This window comes from Streptomyces sp. NPDC042364 (assembly GCF_056437585.1).
The window spans coordinates 73925-93148 of sequence record NZ_JBWKAJ010000025.1 but is presented as its reverse complement, the minus strand read 5'-3'; the positions used below and the strand labels follow the sequence as shown (position 1 = coordinate 93148).

The 19224-nt window shown below is 71.2% G+C and carries 21 protein-coding genes and 1 pseudogene; 9 read left to right on the top strand and 13 right to left on the bottom strand.

Annotated features, from left to right (window positions below):
* Positions 1-28 precede the first annotated feature (28 nt).
* A complete protein-coding gene (locus AC067N_RS34000) occupies positions 29-1108 on the bottom strand; it encodes an NADH:flavin oxidoreductase/NADH oxidase (protein ID WP_478682783.1) in 1080 nt (359 codons plus the stop codon).
* Positions 1109-1254: 146 nt separating this feature from the next.
* On the opposite strand from AC067N_RS34000, the gene AC067N_RS33995 reads away from it, so the two are divergent.
* Positions 1255-1617 (top strand): ArsR/SmtB family transcription factor, encoded by a 363-nt coding sequence (locus tag AC067N_RS33995; RefSeq protein WP_478682782.1) that lies wholly within the window; start codon positions 1255-1257, stop codon positions 1615-1617.
* A 56-nt stretch (positions 1618-1673) separates the two neighbouring features.
* Here the strand turns inward: AC067N_RS33995 and AC067N_RS33990 are convergent, their stop codons facing one another.
* A complete protein-coding gene (locus AC067N_RS33990) occupies positions 1674-3020 on the bottom strand; it encodes an FAD-dependent oxidoreductase (RefSeq protein ID WP_478682781.1) in 1347 nt (448 codons plus the stop codon).
* Positions 3021-3143: 123 nt separating this feature from the next.
* On the opposite strand from AC067N_RS33990, the pseudogene AC067N_RS33985 reads away from it, so the two are divergent.
* A pseudogene (locus AC067N_RS33985) lies at positions 3144-3664 on the top strand (DUF6214 family protein).
* Between the two features lie 81 nt (positions 3665-3745).
* Here AC067N_RS33985 and AC067N_RS33980 read toward each other — a convergent pair.
* Positions 3746-4411 carry a DUF305 domain-containing protein gene (locus AC067N_RS33980; protein WP_478682780.1) on the bottom strand — a complete coding sequence of 222 codons (666 nt, stop codon included), beginning with the start codon at positions 4409-4411 and terminating at the stop codon, positions 3746-3748.
* Between the two features lie 193 nt (positions 4412-4604).
* On the opposite strand from AC067N_RS33980, the gene AC067N_RS33975 reads away from it, so the two are divergent.
* Positions 4605-6116, top strand: coding sequence for an LVIVD repeat-containing protein (locus AC067N_RS33975; protein WP_478682779.1), 1512 nt, complete (start codon positions 4605-4607; stop codon positions 6114-6116).
* Positions 6117-6134: 18 nt separating this feature from the next.
* Here the strand turns inward: AC067N_RS33975 and AC067N_RS33970 are convergent, their stop codons facing one another.
* The 5 genes from AC067N_RS33970 to AC067N_RS33950 all read right to left on the bottom strand — a co-directional run bounded on the left by AC067N_RS33970 (position 6135) and on the right by AC067N_RS33950 (position 10090).
* Positions 6135-6785, bottom strand: a complete 651-nt coding sequence (locus AC067N_RS33970; RefSeq protein WP_478682778.1) for a TetR/AcrR family transcriptional regulator — start codon at positions 6783-6785, stop codon at positions 6135-6137.
* 191 nt (positions 6786-6976) lie between these two features.
* On the bottom strand, positions 6977-7675 hold the full coding sequence (locus AC067N_RS33965; RefSeq protein ID WP_478682777.1) for an HAD family hydrolase: 699 nt from the start codon (positions 7673-7675) through the stop codon (positions 6977-6979).
* Between the two features lie 31 nt (positions 7676-7706).
* Entirely contained in the window at positions 7707-8390 is a 684-nt protein-coding gene (locus tag AC067N_RS33960; protein WP_478682776.1) for a phosphatase PAP2 family protein, read from the bottom strand.
* Positions 8391-8530: 140 nt separating this feature from the next.
* The gene (locus AC067N_RS33955) at positions 8531-9466 is read right to left on the bottom strand and encodes a M56 family metallopeptidase (protein WP_478682775.1); all 936 of its coding nucleotides are present in this window, start codon (positions 9464-9466) and stop codon (positions 8531-8533) included.
* Positions 9467-9541: 75 nt separating this feature from the next.
* Complete coding sequence (locus tag AC067N_RS33950; RefSeq protein ID WP_478682774.1) at positions 9542-10090, bottom strand: DUF5134 domain-containing protein; 549 nt, start codon at positions 10088-10090, stop codon at positions 9542-9544.
* A gap of 270 nt (positions 10091-10360) precedes the next feature.
* On the opposite strand from AC067N_RS33950, the gene AC067N_RS33945 reads away from it, so the two are divergent.
* Complete coding sequence (locus tag AC067N_RS33945; protein ID WP_478682773.1) at positions 10361-10909, top strand: MarR family winged helix-turn-helix transcriptional regulator; 549 nt, start codon at positions 10361-10363, stop codon at positions 10907-10909.
* A 41-nt stretch (positions 10910-10950) separates the two neighbouring features.
* Here the strand turns inward: AC067N_RS33945 and AC067N_RS33940 are convergent, their stop codons facing one another.
* Both AC067N_RS33940 and AC067N_RS33935 read right to left on the bottom strand, forming a co-directional pair.
* Positions 10951-11715, bottom strand: a complete 765-nt coding sequence (locus tag AC067N_RS33940; protein ID WP_478682772.1) for a VOC family protein — start codon at positions 11713-11715, stop codon at positions 10951-10953.
* 111 nt (positions 11716-11826) lie between these two features.
* On the bottom strand, positions 11827-12219 hold the full coding sequence (locus tag AC067N_RS33935) for a VOC family protein (RefSeq protein ID WP_478682771.1): 393 nt from the start codon (positions 12217-12219) through the stop codon (positions 11827-11829).
* 74 nt (positions 12220-12293) lie between these two features.
* Between AC067N_RS33935 and AC067N_RS33930 the strand changes: the two genes are divergently transcribed.
* Positions 12294-12845: a GNAT family N-acetyltransferase gene (locus tag AC067N_RS33930; protein ID WP_478682770.1), complete on the top strand. Its 552-nt coding sequence runs from the start codon at positions 12294-12296 to the stop codon at positions 12843-12845.
* Here the strand turns inward: AC067N_RS33930 and AC067N_RS33925 are convergent.
* A complete protein-coding gene (locus AC067N_RS33925) occupies positions 12835-13518 on the bottom strand; it encodes a glycerophosphodiester phosphodiesterase (RefSeq protein ID WP_478682769.1) in 684 nt (227 codons plus the stop codon). The genes AC067N_RS33930 and AC067N_RS33925 overlap by 11 nt on opposite strands.
* A gap of 409 nt (positions 13519-13927) precedes the next feature.
* Here AC067N_RS33925 and AC067N_RS33920 point away from each other — a divergent pair, with 409 nt between their 5' ends.
* The 4 genes from AC067N_RS33920 to AC067N_RS33905 all read left to right on the top strand — a co-directional run bounded on the left by AC067N_RS33920 (position 13928) and on the right by AC067N_RS33905 (position 17882).
* Complete coding sequence (locus AC067N_RS33920) at positions 13928-15325, top strand: DUF6421 family protein (protein WP_478682768.1); 1398 nt, start codon at positions 13928-13930, stop codon at positions 15323-15325.
* Positions 15326-15372: 47 nt separating this feature from the next.
* On the top strand, positions 15373-16125 hold the full coding sequence (locus tag AC067N_RS33915) for an SDR family NAD(P)-dependent oxidoreductase (protein ID WP_478682767.1): 753 nt from the start codon (positions 15373-15375) through the stop codon (positions 16123-16125).
* Positions 16122-17192, top strand: a complete 1071-nt coding sequence (locus tag AC067N_RS33910) for a threonine aldolase family protein (protein WP_478682766.1) — start codon at positions 16122-16124, stop codon at positions 17190-17192. Before AC067N_RS33915 ends, AC067N_RS33910 begins: the two co-directional genes overlap by 4 nt.
* Before the next feature lie 96 nt (positions 17193-17288).
* A complete protein-coding gene (locus tag AC067N_RS33905) occupies positions 17289-17882 on the top strand; it encodes a transglutaminase-like domain-containing protein (RefSeq protein ID WP_478682765.1) in 594 nt (197 codons plus the stop codon).
* Positions 17883-17888: 6 nt separating this feature from the next.
* Here the strand turns inward: AC067N_RS33905 and AC067N_RS33900 are convergent, their stop codons facing one another.
* A complete protein-coding gene (locus AC067N_RS33900; protein WP_478682764.1) occupies positions 17889-18617 on the bottom strand; it encodes a lysophospholipid acyltransferase family protein in 729 nt (242 codons plus the stop codon).
* A 187-nt stretch (positions 18618-18804) separates the two neighbouring features.
* On the bottom strand, positions 18805-19221 hold the full coding sequence (locus tag AC067N_RS33895) for a DUF4395 domain-containing protein (protein WP_478682763.1): 417 nt from the start codon (positions 19219-19221) through the stop codon (positions 18805-18807).
* Positions 19222-19224 lie beyond the last annotated feature (3 nt).

Here is a 19224-nt window from a genome sequence, read left to right as displayed (position 1 = left end):
CAACCCTCAGTATCTCTGGCGCATCACACTAGACCGACCGGTGGTACTGCTCGGGGACGTGCACCTCGCCCCCGAGTTCCCGGGCGGCCTGCCGGGCCCATGAAGGGTTGCGCAGCAGTTCACGGCCCAGCAGCACGGCGTCGGCCTCTCCGTTGGCGAGGATCTTCCCGGCCTGCTCCGCCTCGGTGATCAGACCCACCGCCGCGACGGGCATCGTCGTCTCGTCGCGGACGCGGGCGGCGAAGGGCACCTGGTAGCCGGGGCCGACGGGGATGCGGGCACCGGAGGCGTTGCCGCCGCTGGACACGTCGAGGAGATCCACTCCGTGGGCCTTCAGCTCGACCGCGAGCCGGACGGTGTCGTCCGCGGTCCAGCCGCCCTCCTCCAGCCACTCGGTCGCGGAGACCCGGAAGAACAGGGGCTTGTCCTGCGGCCACACCTCCCGCACGGCGTCCACCACTTCGAGGGCGAAGCGGATCCGGTTCTCGTACGAGCCGCCGTAGGCGTCGGTACGCCGGTTGGAGTGCGGGGACAGGAACTCGTTGATCAGGTAGCCGTGCGCGCCGTGGATCTCGACGACCTCGAAACCGGCGGCGAGCGCGCGGCGGGCACCCTCGGCGAACTTCCCCACGAGCGCCCCGATCTGCTCGACCGTCAGCTCGTCCGGCACCGGGTGCCTCTCGTCGAACGGCACCGCGCTGGGCGCGACCGGCTGCCAGCCGTGCGCGTCCGGGCCCACCGGGGCTCCGCCCCGCCAGGGCCGGTCGGTCGAGGCCTTGCGCCCCGCATGGGCCAGCTGCACCGCCGGCACCGTCCCCTGCTGCTTGAGGAAACCGGTGATCCGGCGGAACGCCTCCACCTGCGTGTCGTTCCAGAGGCCGAGGTCGTACGGGGAGATCCGGCCCTCGGGGGCCACGGCGGTCGCCTCGACGACGATCAGGCCCGTCCCGCCGGCGGCGCGTGCCGCGTAGTGGGCGAAGTGCCAGTCGTTGGGTGCACCTGCCTCCGGGCCTTCCGGCGCGGCCGAGTACTGGCACATCGGAGGCATCCACACCCGGTTCGGGATGGTCAGTTCACGCAGGCGGTAGGGCTCGAAGAGAGCGCTCACGGCGGACTCCAATCGTGAGGGATGCCGTCACAGGACGGCGTACGGCTCGACGCCTCGTACGATAGCCATCGTAGTACGGCGAATGTCAAACTACGAGGAATCTCGTACAATGAAATCTCCCCGAAGGCCGACGCAGTGGAGCCGCCGTGACCTCGCCCGCCGTCAGCAGCCGCGACCTCCCGCACCCGGAGCCCGCGGAGATTCGGCTGGAGGCCGTGCTGCACGCGCTCTCCGACCCCATGCGGCTGCGCATCGTGCGAGAGCTCGCCGCCGACGGCGACGAGCTCTCCTGTTCGTACTTCGACCTGCCGGTCACCAAGTCCACGACCACGCACCACTTCCGGGTGCTGCGCGAGAGCGGTGTGATCCGGCAGGTGTACCGGGGCACCGCCAAGATGAACGGCCTGCGCCGGGACGACCTGGAAGGTCTCTTCCCGGGGCTGCTGGACGCGCTCCTGGACGCCGCCGACCGGCAGGCCGCCCGCGTCGGGGGCCCCGACGACGCCTGAACGGGGCTGCGGCGGAGGGCGGTTGAAGGGCGGGATGTGTACCGGTCTCCAGGTGTCTAATCCGGTGCGCCGCTCTGAGCGGCCGCCAGGAGCGACTCCCAGTCCGGCAGCTTCACCACACCTCGCCCCAGGGACGCTCCCAGCTCCGCCTCGGCCCGTTCGATCGCCTGCCAGCCCGACCACTCCACGGGACGGACGCCCTCCGCCCGCAGAGCCGCCAGCGGATCGGCCGGGACCGCGCGCCGCACGAGCGCCGGGGCGTCCTCCAGCAGGGAGGTCACCGTCTCCTTGGCGCAGGGGCGGTTGCTGCCGATCACTCCGGTCGGGCCCCGCTTGATCCACCCGGCCACGTACTCGCCGGGGGTGGCGACACCCTCCCGTACGACCCGGCCGGCGAGATGGGGGACCGTGCCGCGCTCGGGGTCGAAGGGGAGCCCGTCGAGCGGTACGCCGCGGTAGCCGACCGAGCGGAGGACGAGCTGGGCCTCGATCTCCTCGTACCGGCCGGTGCCGACGAGGTCGCCCCGGCCGTCCGGCCGCGTGCGCTCCAGCCGGACGCCGCAGACGCGGTCGCCGTCGGCGAGGAGCTCGACCGGGCGCAGGAAGAACCGCAGCCGGATGCGGTGCCGGCCGCTCGGCGCCGGCGCGGTGGCCCAGCCGCGCAGCACCTCGATGTTCCGGCGCTGCGCGGCGGGCAGGGCCGACGGGTCGACGTAGTCCGGGTCCATCTCCAGCTCCGCCGGGTTGACGGTGACCTGGGTGTCCGGGAGGTTGCCAAGCTCGCGCAGCTCCTTGGTGGTGAAGCGCGCCACGGAGGGACCGCGCCGGCCCACCATGTGGATGCGGGAGACCTCGCTGGCGGCGAGCGAGGCGAGCGCGGACTGCGGCATGTCCGTCGGGCTCAGCTCGGCCGCACCCCGTGCCAGCATGCGGGTGACGTCCACGGCCACGTTCCCCACGCCGATGACCACCGCCGTGCGGGCGCCGGGGAGGAAACCGTCGGCCACGGCGTCCGGGTGCGCGCTGTACCAGGACACGAACTCGGTCGCCGACCAGCTGCCGCGCAGATCCTCGCCCGGGATGCCGAGCCGGCGGTCGGTCGCGGCACCCACGCAGTACACCACCGCGTGGTACAGCTCCCGCAGCCGCGCCACCGGCACGCCCCGGGGTCCCACCTGGACCCCGCCGAGGAAACGCACCCGCTCGTCCTCCAGCACGGTGCGCAGGTTGTTCTGGAGCGATTTGATCTTCTCGTGGTCCGGTGCCACCCCGTAGCGCACCAGACCGTACGGGCACGGCAGGCGGTCGAGGACGTCGACCCGGACCCCGGGATCCTGCTGGACGAGGCTCTGGGCGGTGTAGCACCCGCTCGGCCCCGAACCCACGACGGCGACGTGCAGCACGCGGAACTCCTTACCCGAGGAGATCGCTGATGCCTCCAGCATGGCACCGCGGAGCCCGCCGGGGGAGGGGACGCTCGGCGTGGCTGCCCAGAACGATTGTGATCACTCGCTTACGTTGCGTGTGTGCTCGAAGCATCCTTTCTCAACCTTTCTGATCGGCATTGGCAGGATGGCGCGGTCTCGGTGCGGCCCGCATGGCAGGTGCGGGAAGGCGAGGGCGTCACGGTCTGGTTCGACGCGCGGCTGAGTTTCCCGGACGGGGCCCGGGTCGAGGTTCTCGCCGTGGTGGCGGGCGGACGGCTGTCCCTCGAGGACGTCCACGCCCAGCCACCGTTGTCCCTGGACGATCTGGCCGAACTGGCGGAATGGATCGAGGGCCCGCTGTTCGACGCGTGCGACCCGCGTCCGACCAGGTCGCGGACGGCGCCCGGCAGGCATCCGCCCGCCGGGCCAGGCCCGCCTGGCCGCGGGGTGGCGAGGGGCGGCGGCTGGTGGCGGAGAAGTACCTCGCCGCGCAGTGGGACGGCTGCGACCCGGTACTCGCGGTGATGTGCGCGACCGGGCACAGCCGCCGCAAGTCGCTGCGGCTGATCGCCGGGGCGCGGGACGCGGGCCTGCTGGCCCCCCGCCACGCCCGGCGCTGAGGGCGAGCCGCGGGGCCGGGGCCCGGCAGACCGGGGTCGTGGGACCGAAGCCGCGCACAGGGCCGCAGCGGCGCCCGGCCTCTAGGTGAGGAGGTCGCGCATCCTGCTGATCTCGGTCGTCTGCTGGGCGATCACGTCGTCGGCCATCTCCTCGATCAGGATGTTGTTGCCCTGGGTCTTCACGTCCGTGGCCATGGTGATCGCCCCCTCGTGGTGAGTGATCATCAGTTGCAGGAAGAACCGGTCGAACGCCGCCCCGTCGAGCGTGCCGAGTTCCTTCAGTTGCGCCCCGGTCGCCATGCCCGGCATCTCCCCGTGGTCGTGCGATGTGCCCTTCTCGTCGCCGCCGTTGGCCTTCAGCCAGCCCTCCATGGCCTCGATCTCCGGCTTCTGCGCGGCCGAGATGCGCTCGGCGATCCGCTTCACCTGCGTCGACCTCGCGTGCTCGGGGGCCAGTTCGGTCATCTTCAGGGCCTGTCCATGGTGCTTGATCATCATGCGGGCGTAGGCGAAGTCCGCGGAATTCGGCGAGTCGTCCTCGGCGCGCCGCTTTTCCGCGTCCTCCGGTGACAGGGTGCGGGCCGCCTCGCCGGGTTTTCCGGGAGCGATCACCGCGGGTCCGCCGGACTCGGCTGAGGCGCCGTCGGGTTCGGAGTCCGACCCCGAGTCACAGGCCGCGAGCGCGAGGAGAACGGCCGTCAGCGAGGCCGTGACCAGCGACGCGCGGGATGTGCGGCGAACGAGCACAGTGACCTCCTGGGCAGAGCAACGGGCTTACATCCTGCGAGTGTTGACGAACTTTCCTAACACGCATTCAGACGCCGGTGATCAAATTTGTTCGTTACAACTACATTGCCATCTGTTGTTCTGTGCATGATGAAGACGATACTTCGGAGGTGCCTGCACCGTTCGACTGCGAACGGCTACGAGGGAGGACGCAGTGACCCTGTTGAACAACCTTCGGACGCGCCACAGACGGCTGGGGGTGGCCGCGACGGCGGCCGGGCTCCTGGCCGCGCTGCTCACGGCCGGTCCGGCGGCCGCGACTCCCGACCCGGGGGACGCGCCCGCCGTGCGGGAGAAGGTCTCCAAGAGTGACGCGGCCGAGGCGCGGAAGGCGATCGCCGCCGGTGAGATACCCGGCAAGGACGAGATCGTCCACTCCGCCAACATCAAGCACCTGACCAACATCCCGAAGGAGGCGCTGCCGGGCACCAACTCCGACCTCGCCTTCCAGGGCAAGTACGCCTTCGCCGGCAACTACGACGGCTTCCGCGTCTTCGACATCAGCAACCCCAAGGCCCCCCGGACGGTCGCCCAGGTACTGTGCCCGGGCTCCCAGAACGACATCTCCGTCTCCGGGAACCTGCTCTTCCTGTCCACGGACTCCTCGCGCAGCGACAGTTCCTGCAACAGCACCACGCAGCCCGCGAGCGAGAAGTCGTCGTGGGAGGGCATGAAGATCTTCGACATCAGCGACAAGGCGAACCCGAAGTACGTCGCGGCCGTCGAGACCGCCTGCGGCTCGCACACCCACACGCTGCTGCCGAAGCGGAAGAACGTCTACATCTACGTCTCCTCGTACTCGCCGAACGCCGCCTTCCCCGACTGCCAGCCGCCGCACGACGGCATCTCGGTCATCAAGGTGCCGCGCCGGGCCCCGGAGAAGGCGGCCGTGGTCGGCTTCCCCGTCCTCTTCCCCGGTGAGGGCCCGGACGGCGGCGGCAACCCGGGTTCGCCGACGAACCCCGGTGTCTCCAAGACGACCGGCTGCCACGACATCACCGTGCTGCCGTCGAAGGACCTGGCGGCCGGCGCCTGCATGGGTGACGGCATCCTGTTCTCCATCGAGGACCCGGAGAACCCGAAGATCATCGACCGGGTCCAGGACAACGTGAACTTCGCGTTCTGGCACTCGGCGACCTTCAACCAGAAGGCGAACAAGGTCGTCTTCACCGACGAGCTGGGCGGCGGCGGCGCGGCCACCTGCAACGCGGAGATCGGCCCGAACCGCGGTGCCGACGGCATCTACGACATCGTCGGCAGGGGCGACCACCGCAAGCTCGTCTTCAAGAGCTACTACAAGATCCCGCGCCACCAGGCGAACACCGAGAACTGCGTCGCCCACAACGGCTCGCTGATCCCGGTCAAGGGCAAGGACATCATGGTCCAGGCCTGGTACCAGGGCGGTGTGTCCGTCTGGGACTTCACCGACTCCGCCAACCCCAAGGAGATCGCCTACTTCGAGCGCGGTCCCATCTCCACGGACACGCTCGTCGGCGGCGGTGCCTGGTCGGCGTACTACTACAACGGCCACATCTACTCGAACGACATGGTCAAGGGATTCGACGTCCTGAAGATCGACGACCGGCGCACGGACCCCGCCCGGTGGGTGCATCAGCGTGAGCTGAACGTGCAGACGCAGCCGGACTACTTCGACTTCGGCTGGTAGGACGCCGGGCCGACACCGTCAGGTGGCGAAGAACCGCGACAGATCCCTGTCGCACGTCCCGCCGGTCCCCTCGGGGGCCGGCGGGACACCCGACTCCCAGTCGAGTCCGTAGCGCCGGAACAGCTCCGCCCGCAGGGTGATGAACGGCAACGGCGCGTTCGGCAGCACCATCGCGTACACGGCACCCATCAACAGGGCCCGCAGCAGCGGGTAGTCGGCGTCCGGGTCCGCGGAGCCGTGCCGGGTGACCGTGTCCCGCAGCAGATCTCCCAGCCGCCGCTGCTCCGGGCACTGCACCAGCCCCTCGGGCGCCTGGAGCAACCCCGCCATGTGCTGGCGCATCAGCACGGGCCGGTCGCGGGCCAGCCGCAGGATCGCGTCGACCGCCCGCGCCATCCGCTCCCGCCCGTCCTCACTGCGCGGCTCGCCCTCCAGTGCCTCCTCCAGCGTCCGTTGCATCAGGCGGTGCACCGCCGACTGGACCAACTGGCGCTTGCCCGGGAAGTAGTACGACACCAGGCCCCGCGCCGACCCCGCGCGGTCCGCGATGTCCCCGAGCGTCGTGGCCTCGTAGCCCCGCTCGTCCACCAACTCGACCGCGGCCTGCAGCAGTCGCTCCCGGGAACGCCGACGCAACTCCGCATTGACCGAGGCGCTGCGCGGGGACATCCTGTAACTCCTGCGTTGACTGGCTGCCAGCCAACTATACTCAACGCTTCCGGGCGGTGACCGTGAGTACTCCCTCCCGGCCGCTGTCCGTCCCGGACCGCACGGGGGACGGTCCGGGACGGACGTCCGGTGGCCGGTCACGGCGGCCCGGACTCCGGGCCCGCCCGGTGGATCCGCGAGCGGACGGCGCCTCAGTCCACCAGATCCAGTACCGGCCGCAGTCCGTCCGGCCGACTGGCGGCGGGCAGGTGGTCCACGAAGTGCACCGAGCACCCCAGAGCCGCCGCACCGCCGTCGGCCCGCCGGTCGTCGCCGACCATCAGCACGTCCCGCGCGTCGACGCCGAGCGCCTCGCAGCCGAACGCGAACAGCCGCGGGTCCGGCTTCTGGACGCCGTGCTCGTACGACAGGACATAGGTGTCCACATACGGATCGAGGCCGTGCGCGCGGAACACCGGCCGGATGTCCCAGCCGATGTTGCTCACCACGCCGACGGCCACGCCGCGCTTCCTCAGGGCGGAGAGGACCTCGGCGGCGTCCGGGTACGGGCGCCACGCGGACGGCGTCATATGGCGGTCGTACAGCGCGTCGTGGAGCGCGGGATCGGGCAGGGACACCTGCCGGGACAGAGCCGTGTACGCGGCCCGGTGCTCCTCTGCGCTCCGGTCCCGGACCGGCCACAGCTCGGCCGGCTCGCCGGCCGGCAGTTCCACGGGGGCCGCCCCACCGGGCAGCGCCCCCGCCCGCTCCAGTGCCTCGGCGGCCCGGAGCAACTGCGGCTCCGGCATGGCGATGCCTCTGTCCGTCAGCGCCGCGCGCAGCCAGGACTCGGCGGACTCGATACGGCAGAGGGTTCCGGAGAAGTCGAACAGCACGCCCTTGATCGTCATGACGCGATCCTTCGGGCCGGACGGCCGCCCGTCAAGAGCGGCTCGGCGCCCGCCACCGCTCGTACGTGAGCACGGCGAGCGCGACCGTGAGCGCCCCCAGCAGCCAGCCGCCCACCACGTCCGACGCCCAGTGAACGCCCAGCCAGATCCTGGTCAGGCCCACACCCAGGACCGACACCACGGACACCGCCAGCGCGATCCGCATGACGGCGCGTCCGGCACCGTACAGGTGCAGGAGCCACAACAGCAGGCCGCACACCACGGTCGCCGTCATGGCGTGGCCCGACGGAAAGGCGGCGTAGTGGGCCGAGTCCACGGGGTCGGGCCACGCGGGCCGCTCCCGGCCGACCGCGGCCTTCAGACCCTGCTGGACCGCCGTACCGACCGCACTGGTGACGGCCAGCCAGATCGCGAGCCACCACTCCCGGTACCGCCACACCAACCAGACCGCGGCGACCGCGCAGAGCAGGCGCATCGTCACCGGGTCCCACACCCAGTCCGTCAGGATGCGGAAGGCGTGGGTGGTCCCGGCCTCCGCGACGGCCCATCCGTGGGTGGTGTCCGCGATGCCGTCGTCCAGGGACATCAGCGGCGCCCAGGAGAGCGAGACCAGGACGATCAGCAGGACGGTGGGCGCCGCGAGGGCCGCGGCGACGCGGGCGGTGCGGGTGGTCGGCGGCCGGTGGGGCGGCGCGTCGAGGGTGGGGGTGTGCATGGAGCGATCCTCGCCGACCCGTGGGGCTCCGTGCCAACCTCGGGGTGTGAGATCACCGTCACGCGCCGCGACCGGAGCGCAGGGCGTGCGTCGAGCGTTGTTCTTGGGTTGTCCTTGGTCCGTTCTTTGCCGGGTCACGGTTAACCGAGTGCCCGCAACCCCGGTATGAACGCCACCAGAACGGGCAGTGCGGGGAACAGGGTCGCGCACGCGGTCAGCCGCAGCCGACGCGCGGGCGTGAGCCGGTCCGGGGGAGCGAGCAACCGGTGGACGCGCTGCGGCACATGGTCCTCGGGGGCCGAACAGGGCCCGAACACGCCCCGGTCCTCGTTGAGCCCGACCAGTGCGAGGGCGGTGGTCAGGCGTCCGTGGCGGCGGGAGGCGGTGTCGTCGGCGGCGAGTTCGACGAGGCGGTGCATCTCGCCGCGGAACGCGGCGAACACCGGGACCCTCGGGAAACCGCCCGCCAGCGCCGCCGAGCAGTGCAGCAGCCAGTCGTGCCGGGCCCGCGCGTGCTCCTGCTCGTGGGCGACCACCGCGTCCACCTGCCGCCCCTTCAGCCGGCGCAACGCGGCCGTGGTGATGACCAGTCGGGGCGCCGAGCCGGGCAGCCACCAGGCGTCCGGCCGCTCGCCCTCCACCACCATGAGCCGGTCCGCCCCCGGCGCCTCACCGGGCAACAGCGGGGCGCGGCGCAGGATCTCCGCCTTCCGCCGCCGCCGCTGCCGCCGGGCCAGAACGACCTCGCCGACGAGCATCGCCCCGGTCCACGCGCCGCCGCAGGCGAGCGCGACCGCGGTGACCGCCGCCCATGAACCACCGGTGCCCAGCCCGTACGCCTCGACCACCCCGTTCGGCGCGGGCGCGAACAGCGGTCCGCGCACCGCCGTCCAGGCGGCGGCCGCGCTCAGCGCCATCGACAGCGCACAGCACAGCAGGACGGCCGCCACGACGCACTGCCACACCCACAACGCGACCACAGGTTCACGGTCCGGCCAGTCCGCCCGGGCCAGCAGTCGCGGAGCGACGACGGCGGTCAGGGCGCCGAGCAGCAACAGTGCCGCGGGGACCATCATGGGCGAAGCCTACGAGCGGTACGGGGCACGACGACATGGGCCGGGCGGCCCAAGTGACGCAGACCACGGCGTGGATCAGACCGTGAGCAGCATGGCGAACATGCCGACGCCCATCGACAGCCGACAGGCCCGGGCCACCTCGGGCCGGTCACCCCAGCGTATGCCCCGCCGCGCCACGCCCCCGCCTCCGGACACCGTGACCGGCATCAGCCGTACGCCCGACCACAGCACATAGCCGGCGAAGTACAGCAGGAGCGCCCCGGTCAGCAGCGGCGGCCCGGTGCCGCCGTGGCCGCCCGGGGAGGCCCCCATCATCACCGCCATGTAGACCATCGCGACGGCGCCCACCAGATGGTGCAGGTGGTGCGCACTGGTACGGGCCGCCCACAGCGCGCGCAACGCCGCGCCGCCGAACACGACGGCGTAGGCGAACCAGGCCCAGCGCGGGGGCGCCGCCGCGGCGGCGGGCACGGCCATCGCGGCCATGCCGAACCCCATGAGCGCCTCACCGCCGGCGGCCCTGCGCTGCTCCTCGACGGTGCTGCGCATCCGCAGCAGGCAGTAACCGCCGGTCATCGCGCACAGCACGACGAGCAGCCAGCCGGGCGAAGCCGGTCCGTGCACCGCGCACCTCCACGCTCGACGGCGTCGAACAGTGACGACCGTGAGGTCGGCCAGTCGGTCAGGGCATGCCCCTGCCCGGTGGCGCGCAGACGAGCGCACAGGTGTACGCGGGGGAGCGCGCGGGGTGCACTGCGCAGCGACCAGGTCGTCCCGGGCAGGGGCGCGGCACGCGCCGCCGTCGGCGCCGGTGACGGCGTCCGGCGGGCCGGACGCCGTACGCTCACGGCGACGGCACGACAGCACGGATCACGCTTCGGAGGGCGCACCGGCATGACGGCAGGCAACGGGCGGACGGCGACGGGGAGCGGCGCGACTCTCGGGGACACGGTCGCCAAGGTGGTGCGTCAGTGGCAGACGGTGCACCCCGGTCTGGACACCGGACCGATGGAGATCATCGGCCGGGTGAACCGCTGCGCCGCGCTCCTCCAGCAGGCCGAGGACGCCCCGCTGCGCCGGGCCGGGCTCACCCGCCCCGAGTTCGACGTCCTCGGCACCCTGCGCCGCACCGGCCACGAGCTGACGCCCAGTGAGATCGCCCGCGAGACGTTCGCCTCCGGCGCCGCCGTCACCAAACGCCTCAAACTGCTCAGCGAGCGCGGTCTGGTCGAGCGACGCGGCGACAGCCGCGACCGGCGCGTCGCCCATGTCCGCCTCACCGATGCCGGCCGTGACCTCGTGGACAGCGTCCTGCCGGAGCAACTGGCCTACGAGACGACCGTGCTGTCCGGGGTCGGATCCGATGACCGCCGCGAACTGGCCGGGCTGCTGGGGGAGTTGCTGATCCAGCTGGAGGACCGGCTGGGCATGTCCCGTGCCTGAGACGCGGGTACGAGAACCGGCCGTCGGCGCCGGCCGTGGGTTCAGCGCTCCTCGTCCACCGGGTACACGCCGAACATGGCGCCCTGGGTGTCGCGCAGCACGGCGATGCGCGGGCCGTCCGGCACCGTGGTCGGCTCCATGAGGACGGTGCCCCCGGCGTCGACGGCGACCCGGGCCGTGCCGTCCACGTCCTCGACGGCGAAGTAGGGCAGCCAGTGCGAGGGCACCTCGTGCGGGAACTTCTCGTCCATGGTGATCATTCCGCCGAAGTCGGCACCACCGAGCCGCCACTGCGTGTAGTGCCCGGAGGCGTGCGCGCTCCAGCCGAACACGGTCGTGTAGAAGGTCTCGGCACCCTCCGGCGCGCGGGTCAGCAGTTCCACCCAGCCGAGCGCGCCGGGGGCGTTGAACAGGCCGGCGCCGGGGAAGGCGCGGGCCTGCCAGAGCTGGAAGGCCGCGCCGCCCGGGTCGAACGCCACCGCGAACCGTCCGAGGTCGAAGACGTCCACGGGCTCCAGCACGATCGATCCGCCGGCCGCCCGTACCGAGTCCACCGCGGCGTCCACGTCGCGCACCGCGAACGACACGTTCCAGGCCACCGGCTGCCCTTCCTGGTACAGCGGCGCGAGGGCGGCGACGGCAGCGTCGCCCAGGTGCGCCACCGTGTACCCGCCGGCCTCCTGGCGCGGGTCGGTCTCCGGGCGCCACCCGAACAGGTCGGTGTAGAACCGCTTGGCCGCCTCCAGATCACTGGTCCCCAGCTCGGTCCAGCAGGGCCCGCCGGTCACCGGCCTGTCGAGCTTCATGGCGCTCCTCGTGGAAGGGAAGGCCCCCACCAGCACGCTATGCCCGTACCCCGGCCCCGGGCCACCGGGAGTACCGGTGGGCGGCCGCGGGCACCGGGCCCGCGGGCGGGGTCAGATGCCGGGCCGGTACCGCAGCGGATGGTCGGCGGGGATCTCCACCAGCACGATCTCCGTTCCGTCCGGGTCGGCGATCCACATCTCGATCAGCCCCCAGGGCTCCTTCACCGGCGGCCGTCGCACCTCCACGCCCGCCGCCACCAGCTCCTCGTGCGCCGCCGTCACGTCGGCCACCTGGAGCCACAGCTTCAACGCCGGCGAGGGCGGGGTGTCGGAGCGTCCGGCGACCTCCAGGAAACCGCCGCCCAGGAAGTACACGACGCCCCGGTGGTCACCCGTACCGAACTCGCGGTACACGGGAAGCCCCAGCTGCTCGCCGTAGAACGCCCGGGAGCGCTCCGGGTCGGTGGGACGCAGAAGGGTACGGCTGCTCAGTACGTGGACCATGCCGTCGGAGCCTAGTGCGCGGAGGGCTACGCTCTTGCGTGCCCGCGCCGCAGCCAGATCCGCCAGGAGCGCCCATGGACACCGCCAACGGCCTGACCTTCCGTGATGCCACCGACGCCGACGTGGACGTCCTCGTCGCGTTGATCGAGTCGGCGTACCGGGGAGACTCCAGCCGGGCGGGCTGGACCACGGAGGCGGACATCCTCGAAGGGCAGCGCACCGATCCCCAGGGGGTCCTGGAGGTCATCAAGTCGCCCGACAGCCGACTGCTCACGGTGGAGCGGGACGGCACGGTGGTCGCCTGCTGCCAGCTCGAACACCGCGGTGACCACGTCTACTTCGGGATGTTCGCGGTGAGCCCGGCGCTCCAGGGCGCCGGCCTCGGCAGGACGGTCATCGCCGAGGCCGAGCGGATCGCGCGCGAGGTCTGGGGCGCCGCGGAGATGCACATGACCGTGATCTCCGCACGGGACGACCTCATCGCCTGGTACGAGCGGCGCGGCTACCGCCGTACGGGACGCATGACCCCCTTCCCGTACGGTGACGAGCGTTTCGGTATCCCGCTGCGGGACGACCTGCGGTTCGAGCTGCTGGTGAAGGAGCTGGCGCGACCGGTCACGCCGTGAAGCGGCCGGTGCGCTTGATGTCCGGGTAGTCCGTGGTCGCGCCGTCCAGCTGCAGCGCCCGGACCAGCCGCAGATGGTCCTGGGTGTTGACCACCCAGCCGATGACGCGCAGATTCGCCTTGCGGGCGTGCTCGACGATCTCCAGGGTCAGCCGCCGGATGTTCAGGACGAGGGTGGAGGCGCCCACCGCCACCGCCCGGTCCACGACGTCCAGGCCGTAGCGGCTGGCGACCAGCGCCGTGCGGACCCCGGGGACGAGCCGGGCGATCTCGGCGACCGCCTCGTCGTGGAAGGACAGCACCTCCACCCGTCCCACCAGGTCGCGCCGGTGCATGACGTCGGCGAGGGCGCGGGCCGCCGCCGTGTCCTTGATCTCGGCCTGCAACGGCGCCCGTACCGCGTCCAGCACCTCCTCGAAGGTGGGAATCCGCTCGCCGCGACCCGCGTCCAGGGCGCGCAGCTCGGCGAGGGTCTTGTCGGCGATCGGACCCGTGCCGTCGGTCGTCCGGTCCACATCCGCGTCGTGCATGACGACGAGTGCGCCGTCCTTGCTCAGATGCAGATCGAGTTCGATGACGTCGAGGCCCGCGCGATCGGCGGCGACGAAGGAACGCAGGGTGTTCTCGGGTTCGACACCCATGACTCCGCGGTGACCGATGGTGAGGAAGTTCAAGGTGGACTCGCTTCCGTCGACGGCGGCTCGGGCGCGTGACCGGGAGGGGACGGCACGCGGCTGGGCCGCAGCGTAGTCGTCCGGCCCCGCGATGCATCCGTACGTGCACAAGCCCTTTCGAGCCATCTCAGGCCGTGTCACGCCGGAGAACAGGACCGTTTCCTCGCGTGTCCGCGCGAAACGGGTCATCCCTGAGTGGGCGAGTCCGGCGCGCGTTGACCCCGACCACCCCTGCGGACGGTGCCTTCGCACAAACTGTGACCTGGGACGCGTGTGACAGGAGATTCAGCGGTTAGGTACAGGGGATGGCGGGAGGATTTCCGGCACGGTCGCCTTGATCGACCTTGCGGGAGACAAGCTTCCCTACATACGGTGTCCCTACGAAAGGTTCTCCCGTGGAGGATGGGTCATGACGGAAATTCTTGTGCAGGTGGGTGCGGAGGGTGTTGTTCCTCCGGTCGGTAGGGTGGTGGAGCACCCGGCCTGGCCCGTGCTCAAGGATGCCGTGGAGCGGATCCGGCCATGGCAGTCCAAGGACGGCTCGATCGACTTCGACGCCGAGGGCGCCCCGGGCTCCGTGGTCGCCGAGCGGGCCGTCCAGGACGTCATCGGCGCCGTGGAGGAGCTCTCCCCGCTGCTGCCGCACGACGAGGCGTACCACCAGGCACTCGTCAAGGACCTGCGCCGGTGGGCCGAGGGCGGCTTCGGGGTGCCCGACTTCCTCGACTCGCTGCTGGCCTTCCAGCCGGCCGCCGACCGCCGTGACGGCCTCCAGCACCTGGTCGTCTTCCCGATGTACACGCAGAACGGCAACCCGGACCGCAACCTCGAAGCGGTCGTGCTGCGCATGGTCTGGCCCGACTGGCTGGCCGAACTCGAGCGCACCCGCTACGACAACCCGCTGTTCTGCGGCATCAAGTTCGAGGACTTCACCTCCGGCTACGACACCAACTCCGCCGTGCTCTTCCCCGAGACGATCGCCGTGCGCCAGGCGCCGGAACGATTCTCCTGGGGTGGCATCTTCTGCGACCGCGAGGCCGCCCGCTTCCGCCGGGTGACCGACGCCGCCGTGGACATCCTCGGCCTGGAGCTCCCCGAGGACATCGCCGCGATGGTCCACGACCAGAAGCGCTGCGAGGAGGCCTTCGTCCTGTGGGACATGGTCCACGACCGCACCCACAGCCACGGCGACCTGCCGTTCGACCCCTTCATGATCAAGCAGCGCCAGCCGTTCTGGATGTACGGCCTCGAAGAGCTGCGCTGCGACCTCACCGCCTTCAAGGAGGCCGTGAAGCTGGAGGCCGACGGCGTCCCGCAGGCCCGCGACGTGCAGTACGCCGTGCTGTTCGACCGGATGTTCCGCTTCCCGGTCACCGGCGAGCGGGTACGCAACTACGACGGCCTCGGCGGCCAGCTCCTCTTCGCCTACCTGCACAAGCACGACGTCGTCCGCTGGACCGACAACAAGCTGTTCATCGACTGGCAGCGCGCCCCGCAGGTCACCAACGAGCTGTGCGCCGAGATCGAGAAGCTCTACCGCGACGGCATCGACCGTCCGAAGCTGGTCCACTGGTTCGCCGGCTACGAGCTGGTCTCCACCTACCTCGCCCCGCACCCCGGCTCCCGCTGGGCCAAGGGCCCCGACGCCCTGGATCTGACGCAGCCGCCGCGCAAGCTCGTCGACGACGTGCTTCCGGACGAGTTTCCGCTCAGCATGTTCTATGAGGCGCTCGCCAAGAAGCTCAAGAACGTGATCGCCTCAACCAAGGGCATCACCGCGGCGAACGCCGAGCGGGCCGCCGCGTGAGCGCCCGATCCGCAGAGGTCACAGTGGCTGCTCAGGAGGCGAAGACCATGGGGAACGGCAACGGACCACTGAGCGGCGCGGTGATCGCTGTGGCGGGCGCGGGCGGGCCCGCGGGCCGGGCGGCGCTGCTTCGGCTCGCCGAGGCCGGCGCGATCGTCGTCGGCTCCGACAACGACCCTGAGCGCCTCTCCGAGGCGGTGGACGCGGCTCGCTACGCGCACGGCGGCGCCACCGTCGTCGGCGACACGGTCGATCTGCTGGACCTGAAGTCGACCCGCGACTGGGCCATGCGCGTCGAGAAGGACTTCGGCCGGGTCGACGGACTCGTCCACCTCGTCGGCGGCTGGCGCGGCAGCGAGACCTTCACCCGGACCAGCCTCGACGACTGGGACTTCCTGGAGATGCTGCTCATCCGCACGGTGCAGCACACCTCCCTCGCCTTCCACGAGGCGCTCCAGCGCAGTGACCGCGGCCGGTACCTCCTCATCAGCGCGGCGGGCGCCAGCAAGCCCACCGCGGGCAACGCCGCGTACGCCGCCGCCAAGGCGGCCGCCGAGGCGTGGACGCTCGCCATGGCGGACTACTTCCGCAAGGCCGGGGGACCGGAGGGACTTACCTCCGCGGCTGCCATCCTGGTGGTCAAGGCATTGGTGCACGACGCGATGCGCGCTGACCGCCCCAACGCGAAGTTCGCGGGGTTCACCGACGTCAAGGAGCTGGCCGAGGCCATCGTCGACGTCTGGGAGAAGCCCGCCGCCGAAGTGAACGGGAACCGTCTGTGGCTCACCGAGAAGCCGTGAATCCCCCCAGGACCGACGCACGACGCCATCACGACCCGGAGGTCCGCGGCTTCGCCAGCGACAACTACGCGGGCATCCACCCCGAGGTGCTCGCCGCCCTGGCCCTGGCCAACGGCGGGCACCAGGTCGCGTACGGCGAGGACGACTACACCGAGAACCTCCAGCGGATCATCCGCAGCCACTTCGGCGCCACCGCCGAGGCGTTCCCCGTCTTCAACGGCACCGGCGCCAACGTCGTCGCGCTCCAGGCGGTCACCGACCGCTGGGGCGCGGTGATCTGCGCCGAGAGCGCCCACATCCACGTCGACGAGTGCGGTGCGCCGGAGCGGATCGGCGGACTCAAGCTGCTCACCGTGCCCACTCCGGACGGCAAGCTCACCCCTGAGCTGATCGACCGGCAGGCGTACGGCTGGGACGACGAGCACCGGGCGATGCCGCAGGTCGTCTCGATCACCCAGAGCACCGAACTGGGCACCCTCTACACGCCCGAGGAGATCCGCGCGATCTGCGAGCACGCCCACGCGCACGGCATGAAGGTGCACCTGGACGGCTCCCGGATAGCCAACGCGGCCGCCTCCCTGGACGTGCCGATGCGGACGTTCACCGACGCCGTCGGCGTCGACATCCTGTCCCTGGGCGGCACCAAGAACGGCGCGATGTTCGGCGAGGCCGTCGTCGTCATCAACCAGGACGCCGTCCGGCGGATGAAGCATCTGCGGAAGCTGTCCATGCAGCTCGCCTCCAAGATGCGGTTCGTCTCGGTGCAGTTGGAGGCACTGCTGGCCAGGGATCTGTGGCTGCGCAACGCCCGTCACTCCAACGAGATGGCCCAGCGCCTCGCCGAGGGCGTCCGCGCGGTCCACGGCGTGGAGGTGCTGTATCCGGTCCAGGCCAACGCGGTCTTCGCCCGGCTGCCGCACGAGGTGAGCGAGCGTCTGCAGAAGAGGTTCCGCTTCTACTTCTGGGACGAGGCCGCGGGGGACGTCCGCTGGATGTGCTCCTTCGACACGACGGAGGACGACGTCGACCGGTTCGTGGCGGCGCTCAAGGAGGAGATGGCCCGCTGAGGGCACCCCACGGGCCCACCGAGCCGTTTGCATAGTTATACGGTCATCCGGAAATGAATTGACTCCCGGGTGATCGTATTCCTATGCTCTGCGGGCATGGAGCTCATCCAGGAGAACCCTGAACTTTCCGCCTACCTGGCCGCTGACGACGTCATCGACCATCACCACCCGAGGGTGCGCGAGACCGCCGCGCGGCTGGCCCGACAGGCAGCCGACTCGTATGACTATGCGCGAGTCGCCTTCGAATTCGTCCGTGACGCCATCCCGCACTCCGCGGACGCCGACGACCCGCGCGTCACCTGGCGGGCCTCTGACGTCCTGGAACAGGGCACCGGGATCTGCTACGCCAAGGCGCACGCGCTGACCGCCCTGCTGCGGGCCGAGGACATTCCGGCCGCCCTGTGCTACCAGCGGCTGGCGCACGACGACGGCGGTGGACACGCCGTGCACGGCCTGGTCGCCGTGCGCTTCAACGGGAACTGGCACCGGCAGGACCCCCGCGGCAACAAACCGGGCGTCGACGCCCGGTTCTCCCTCGCCGGGGAGCGACTGGCGTGGGTCCCCGACCCGGCGGCAGGGGAGTGCGACTACCCAGTCCTCCATGCTGCGCCGCACCCCGACGTCATCGCAGCCCTCAGAGCCGCGCCCGACCGGACGCGGCTCTGGGAGACGCTCCCCGCGGCGCTGTAGGCCGGGTCAGCGGGCCTCGGCCTCGCGGACCTGCTCCGGAGTGGGTGCCGTACCGCCGAGGTGGGCGGGCATCCACCAGGTGTCGTCCGGGCCCTTGGGGCGCACGGGGTAGGCGCGCTGCGCGGCTTCCAGCAACTCCTGGACCCGCTCGCGCAGTTGCCGGGTGATCGCACCGGCGTACTTGTCCTTGGATGCCTCGATCGCCTCGCCGACCCGGATGGTGATCGGGATGTGGCTGCGCCTGAAGTTGCGCGGGTGGCCCTTGGTCCACAGTCGCTGCGTGCCCCACACGGCCATCGGGATCAGCGGGACGCCGGCCTCCTGGGCCAGCCGGGCGGCGCCCGACTTGAAGCTCTTCAGGGTGAACGACTGCGAGATCGTGGCCTCGGGGAAGACGCCCACGATCTCCCCGGAGCGCAGCGAGTCCAGCGCGTGCGCGTAGGCCGCCTCGCCCTGCGCGCGGTCCACCGGGATGTGCCGCATGTTGCGCATCAGCGGGCCGGAGATCCGGTGCCGGAACACCGACTCCTTGGCCATGAAGCGCACCAGCCGCTTCTGCGGCAGGGCCGCCAGTCCGTCGAAGATGAAGTCCAGGTAGCTGATGTGATTGCTCACCAGCACGGCGCCGCCCGAGCGCGGGATGTTTTCCGACCCCTTGCAGTCGATCTTCAGGTCCCATGCCTTGAACAGGGTGAGGGCGAGACCGATCGCGGGACGGTAGACAAGCTCTGCCATGGACGGAGTGGACCCTTCTCTCTGCCTGGGAAAGGGGCTCCCGGCGGAAAAGTTACGCAGCCGTAGGTTTACGGCATGTGGCAGATCGTGCCCCAAGAACGCACGAGTAGCCAGTCCTGATGCCGGTGAAGTGCGAGATTCTCGTCACGTCGGCCGGGCGGTCCACTCCCGGGGGCTCATCGCGCCCTCACCCGGCGCGCACCGTCACCCGCCGGACGAGCAGGTACATCTCGCAGCCCAGGCAGTACCCGAACGCCGCGTTGAGGAAGGCCGCCGCGAGCGCCGCGCCGGTGGCCGCGAGCCCGAGCCACTCGGGACCCAGCGTGAAACCGGCCAGCCCCACCAGTGCGAAGACCAGCCCGACGGTCTGCGCGAAGCGCGGGGGCTCCGGAGACTCGAAGTCGGCCGGCGGCCCGATCCGCGGCCGGACGAGGCGGCGGAAGACCCAGCCGTACGGCGAACGGCCGACCCCGCCCGCCGCGCCCAGCGCGAAGGCGAACGTCTGCCAGGCCAGCAGCCAGGCGCTGCCACTGATCAGCACGACGGCCAGTACGGCCGCCGTCACGGCCGCGCCGAAGCGCGGGCCCCTCACATCGATGTCCATAGG

Excerpts from the sequence above, each read along its gene's own strand:
- AC067N_RS33905 (WP_478682765.1), top strand. The coding sequence starts at position 17,289 with ATGGAGCTCATCCAGGAGAACCCTGAACTTTCCGCCTACCTGGCCGCT.
- AC067N_RS33915 (WP_478682767.1), top strand. The coding sequence starts at position 15,373 with ATGGGGAACGGCAACGGACCACTGAGCGGCGCGGTGATCGCTGTGGCG.
- AC067N_RS33960 (WP_478682776.1), bottom strand. The coding sequence starts at position 8,390 with ATGCACACCCCCACCCTCGACGCGCCGCCCCACCGGCCGCCGACCACC.
- AC067N_RS33970 (WP_478682778.1), bottom strand. The coding sequence starts at position 6,785 with ATGTCCCCGCGCAGCGCCTCGGTCAATGCGGAGTTGCGTCGGCGTTCC.
- AC067N_RS33930 (WP_478682770.1), top strand. The coding sequence starts at position 12,294 with ATGGACACCGCCAACGGCCTGACCTTCCGTGATGCCACCGACGCCGAC.
- AC067N_RS33895 (WP_478682763.1), bottom strand. The coding sequence starts at position 19,221 with ATGGACATCGATGTGAGGGGCCCGCGCTTCGGCGCGGCCGTGACGGCG.
- AC067N_RS33935 (WP_478682771.1), bottom strand. The coding sequence starts at position 12,219 with ATGGTCCACGTACTGAGCAGCCGTACCCTTCTGCGTCCCACCGACCCG.
- AC067N_RS33940 (WP_478682772.1), bottom strand. The coding sequence starts at position 11,715 with ATGAAGCTCGACAGGCCGGTGACCGGCGGGCCCTGCTGGACCGAGCTG.
- AC067N_RS33965 (WP_478682777.1), bottom strand. The coding sequence starts at position 7,675 with ATGACGATCAAGGGCGTGCTGTTCGACTTCTCCGGAACCCTCTGCCGT.
- AC067N_RS33955 (WP_478682775.1), bottom strand. The coding sequence starts at position 9,466 with ATGATGGTCCCCGCGGCACTGTTGCTGCTCGGCGCCCTGACCGCCGTC.
- AC067N_RS33920 (WP_478682768.1), top strand. The coding sequence starts at position 13,928 with ATGACGGAAATTCTTGTGCAGGTGGGTGCGGAGGGTGTTGTTCCTCCG.
- AC067N_RS33945 (WP_478682773.1), top strand. The coding sequence starts at position 10,361 with ATGACGGCAGGCAACGGGCGGACGGCGACGGGGAGCGGCGCGACTCTC.
- AC067N_RS33900 (WP_478682764.1), bottom strand. The coding sequence starts at position 18,617 with ATGGCAGAGCTTGTCTACCGTCCCGCGATCGGTCTCGCCCTCACCCTG.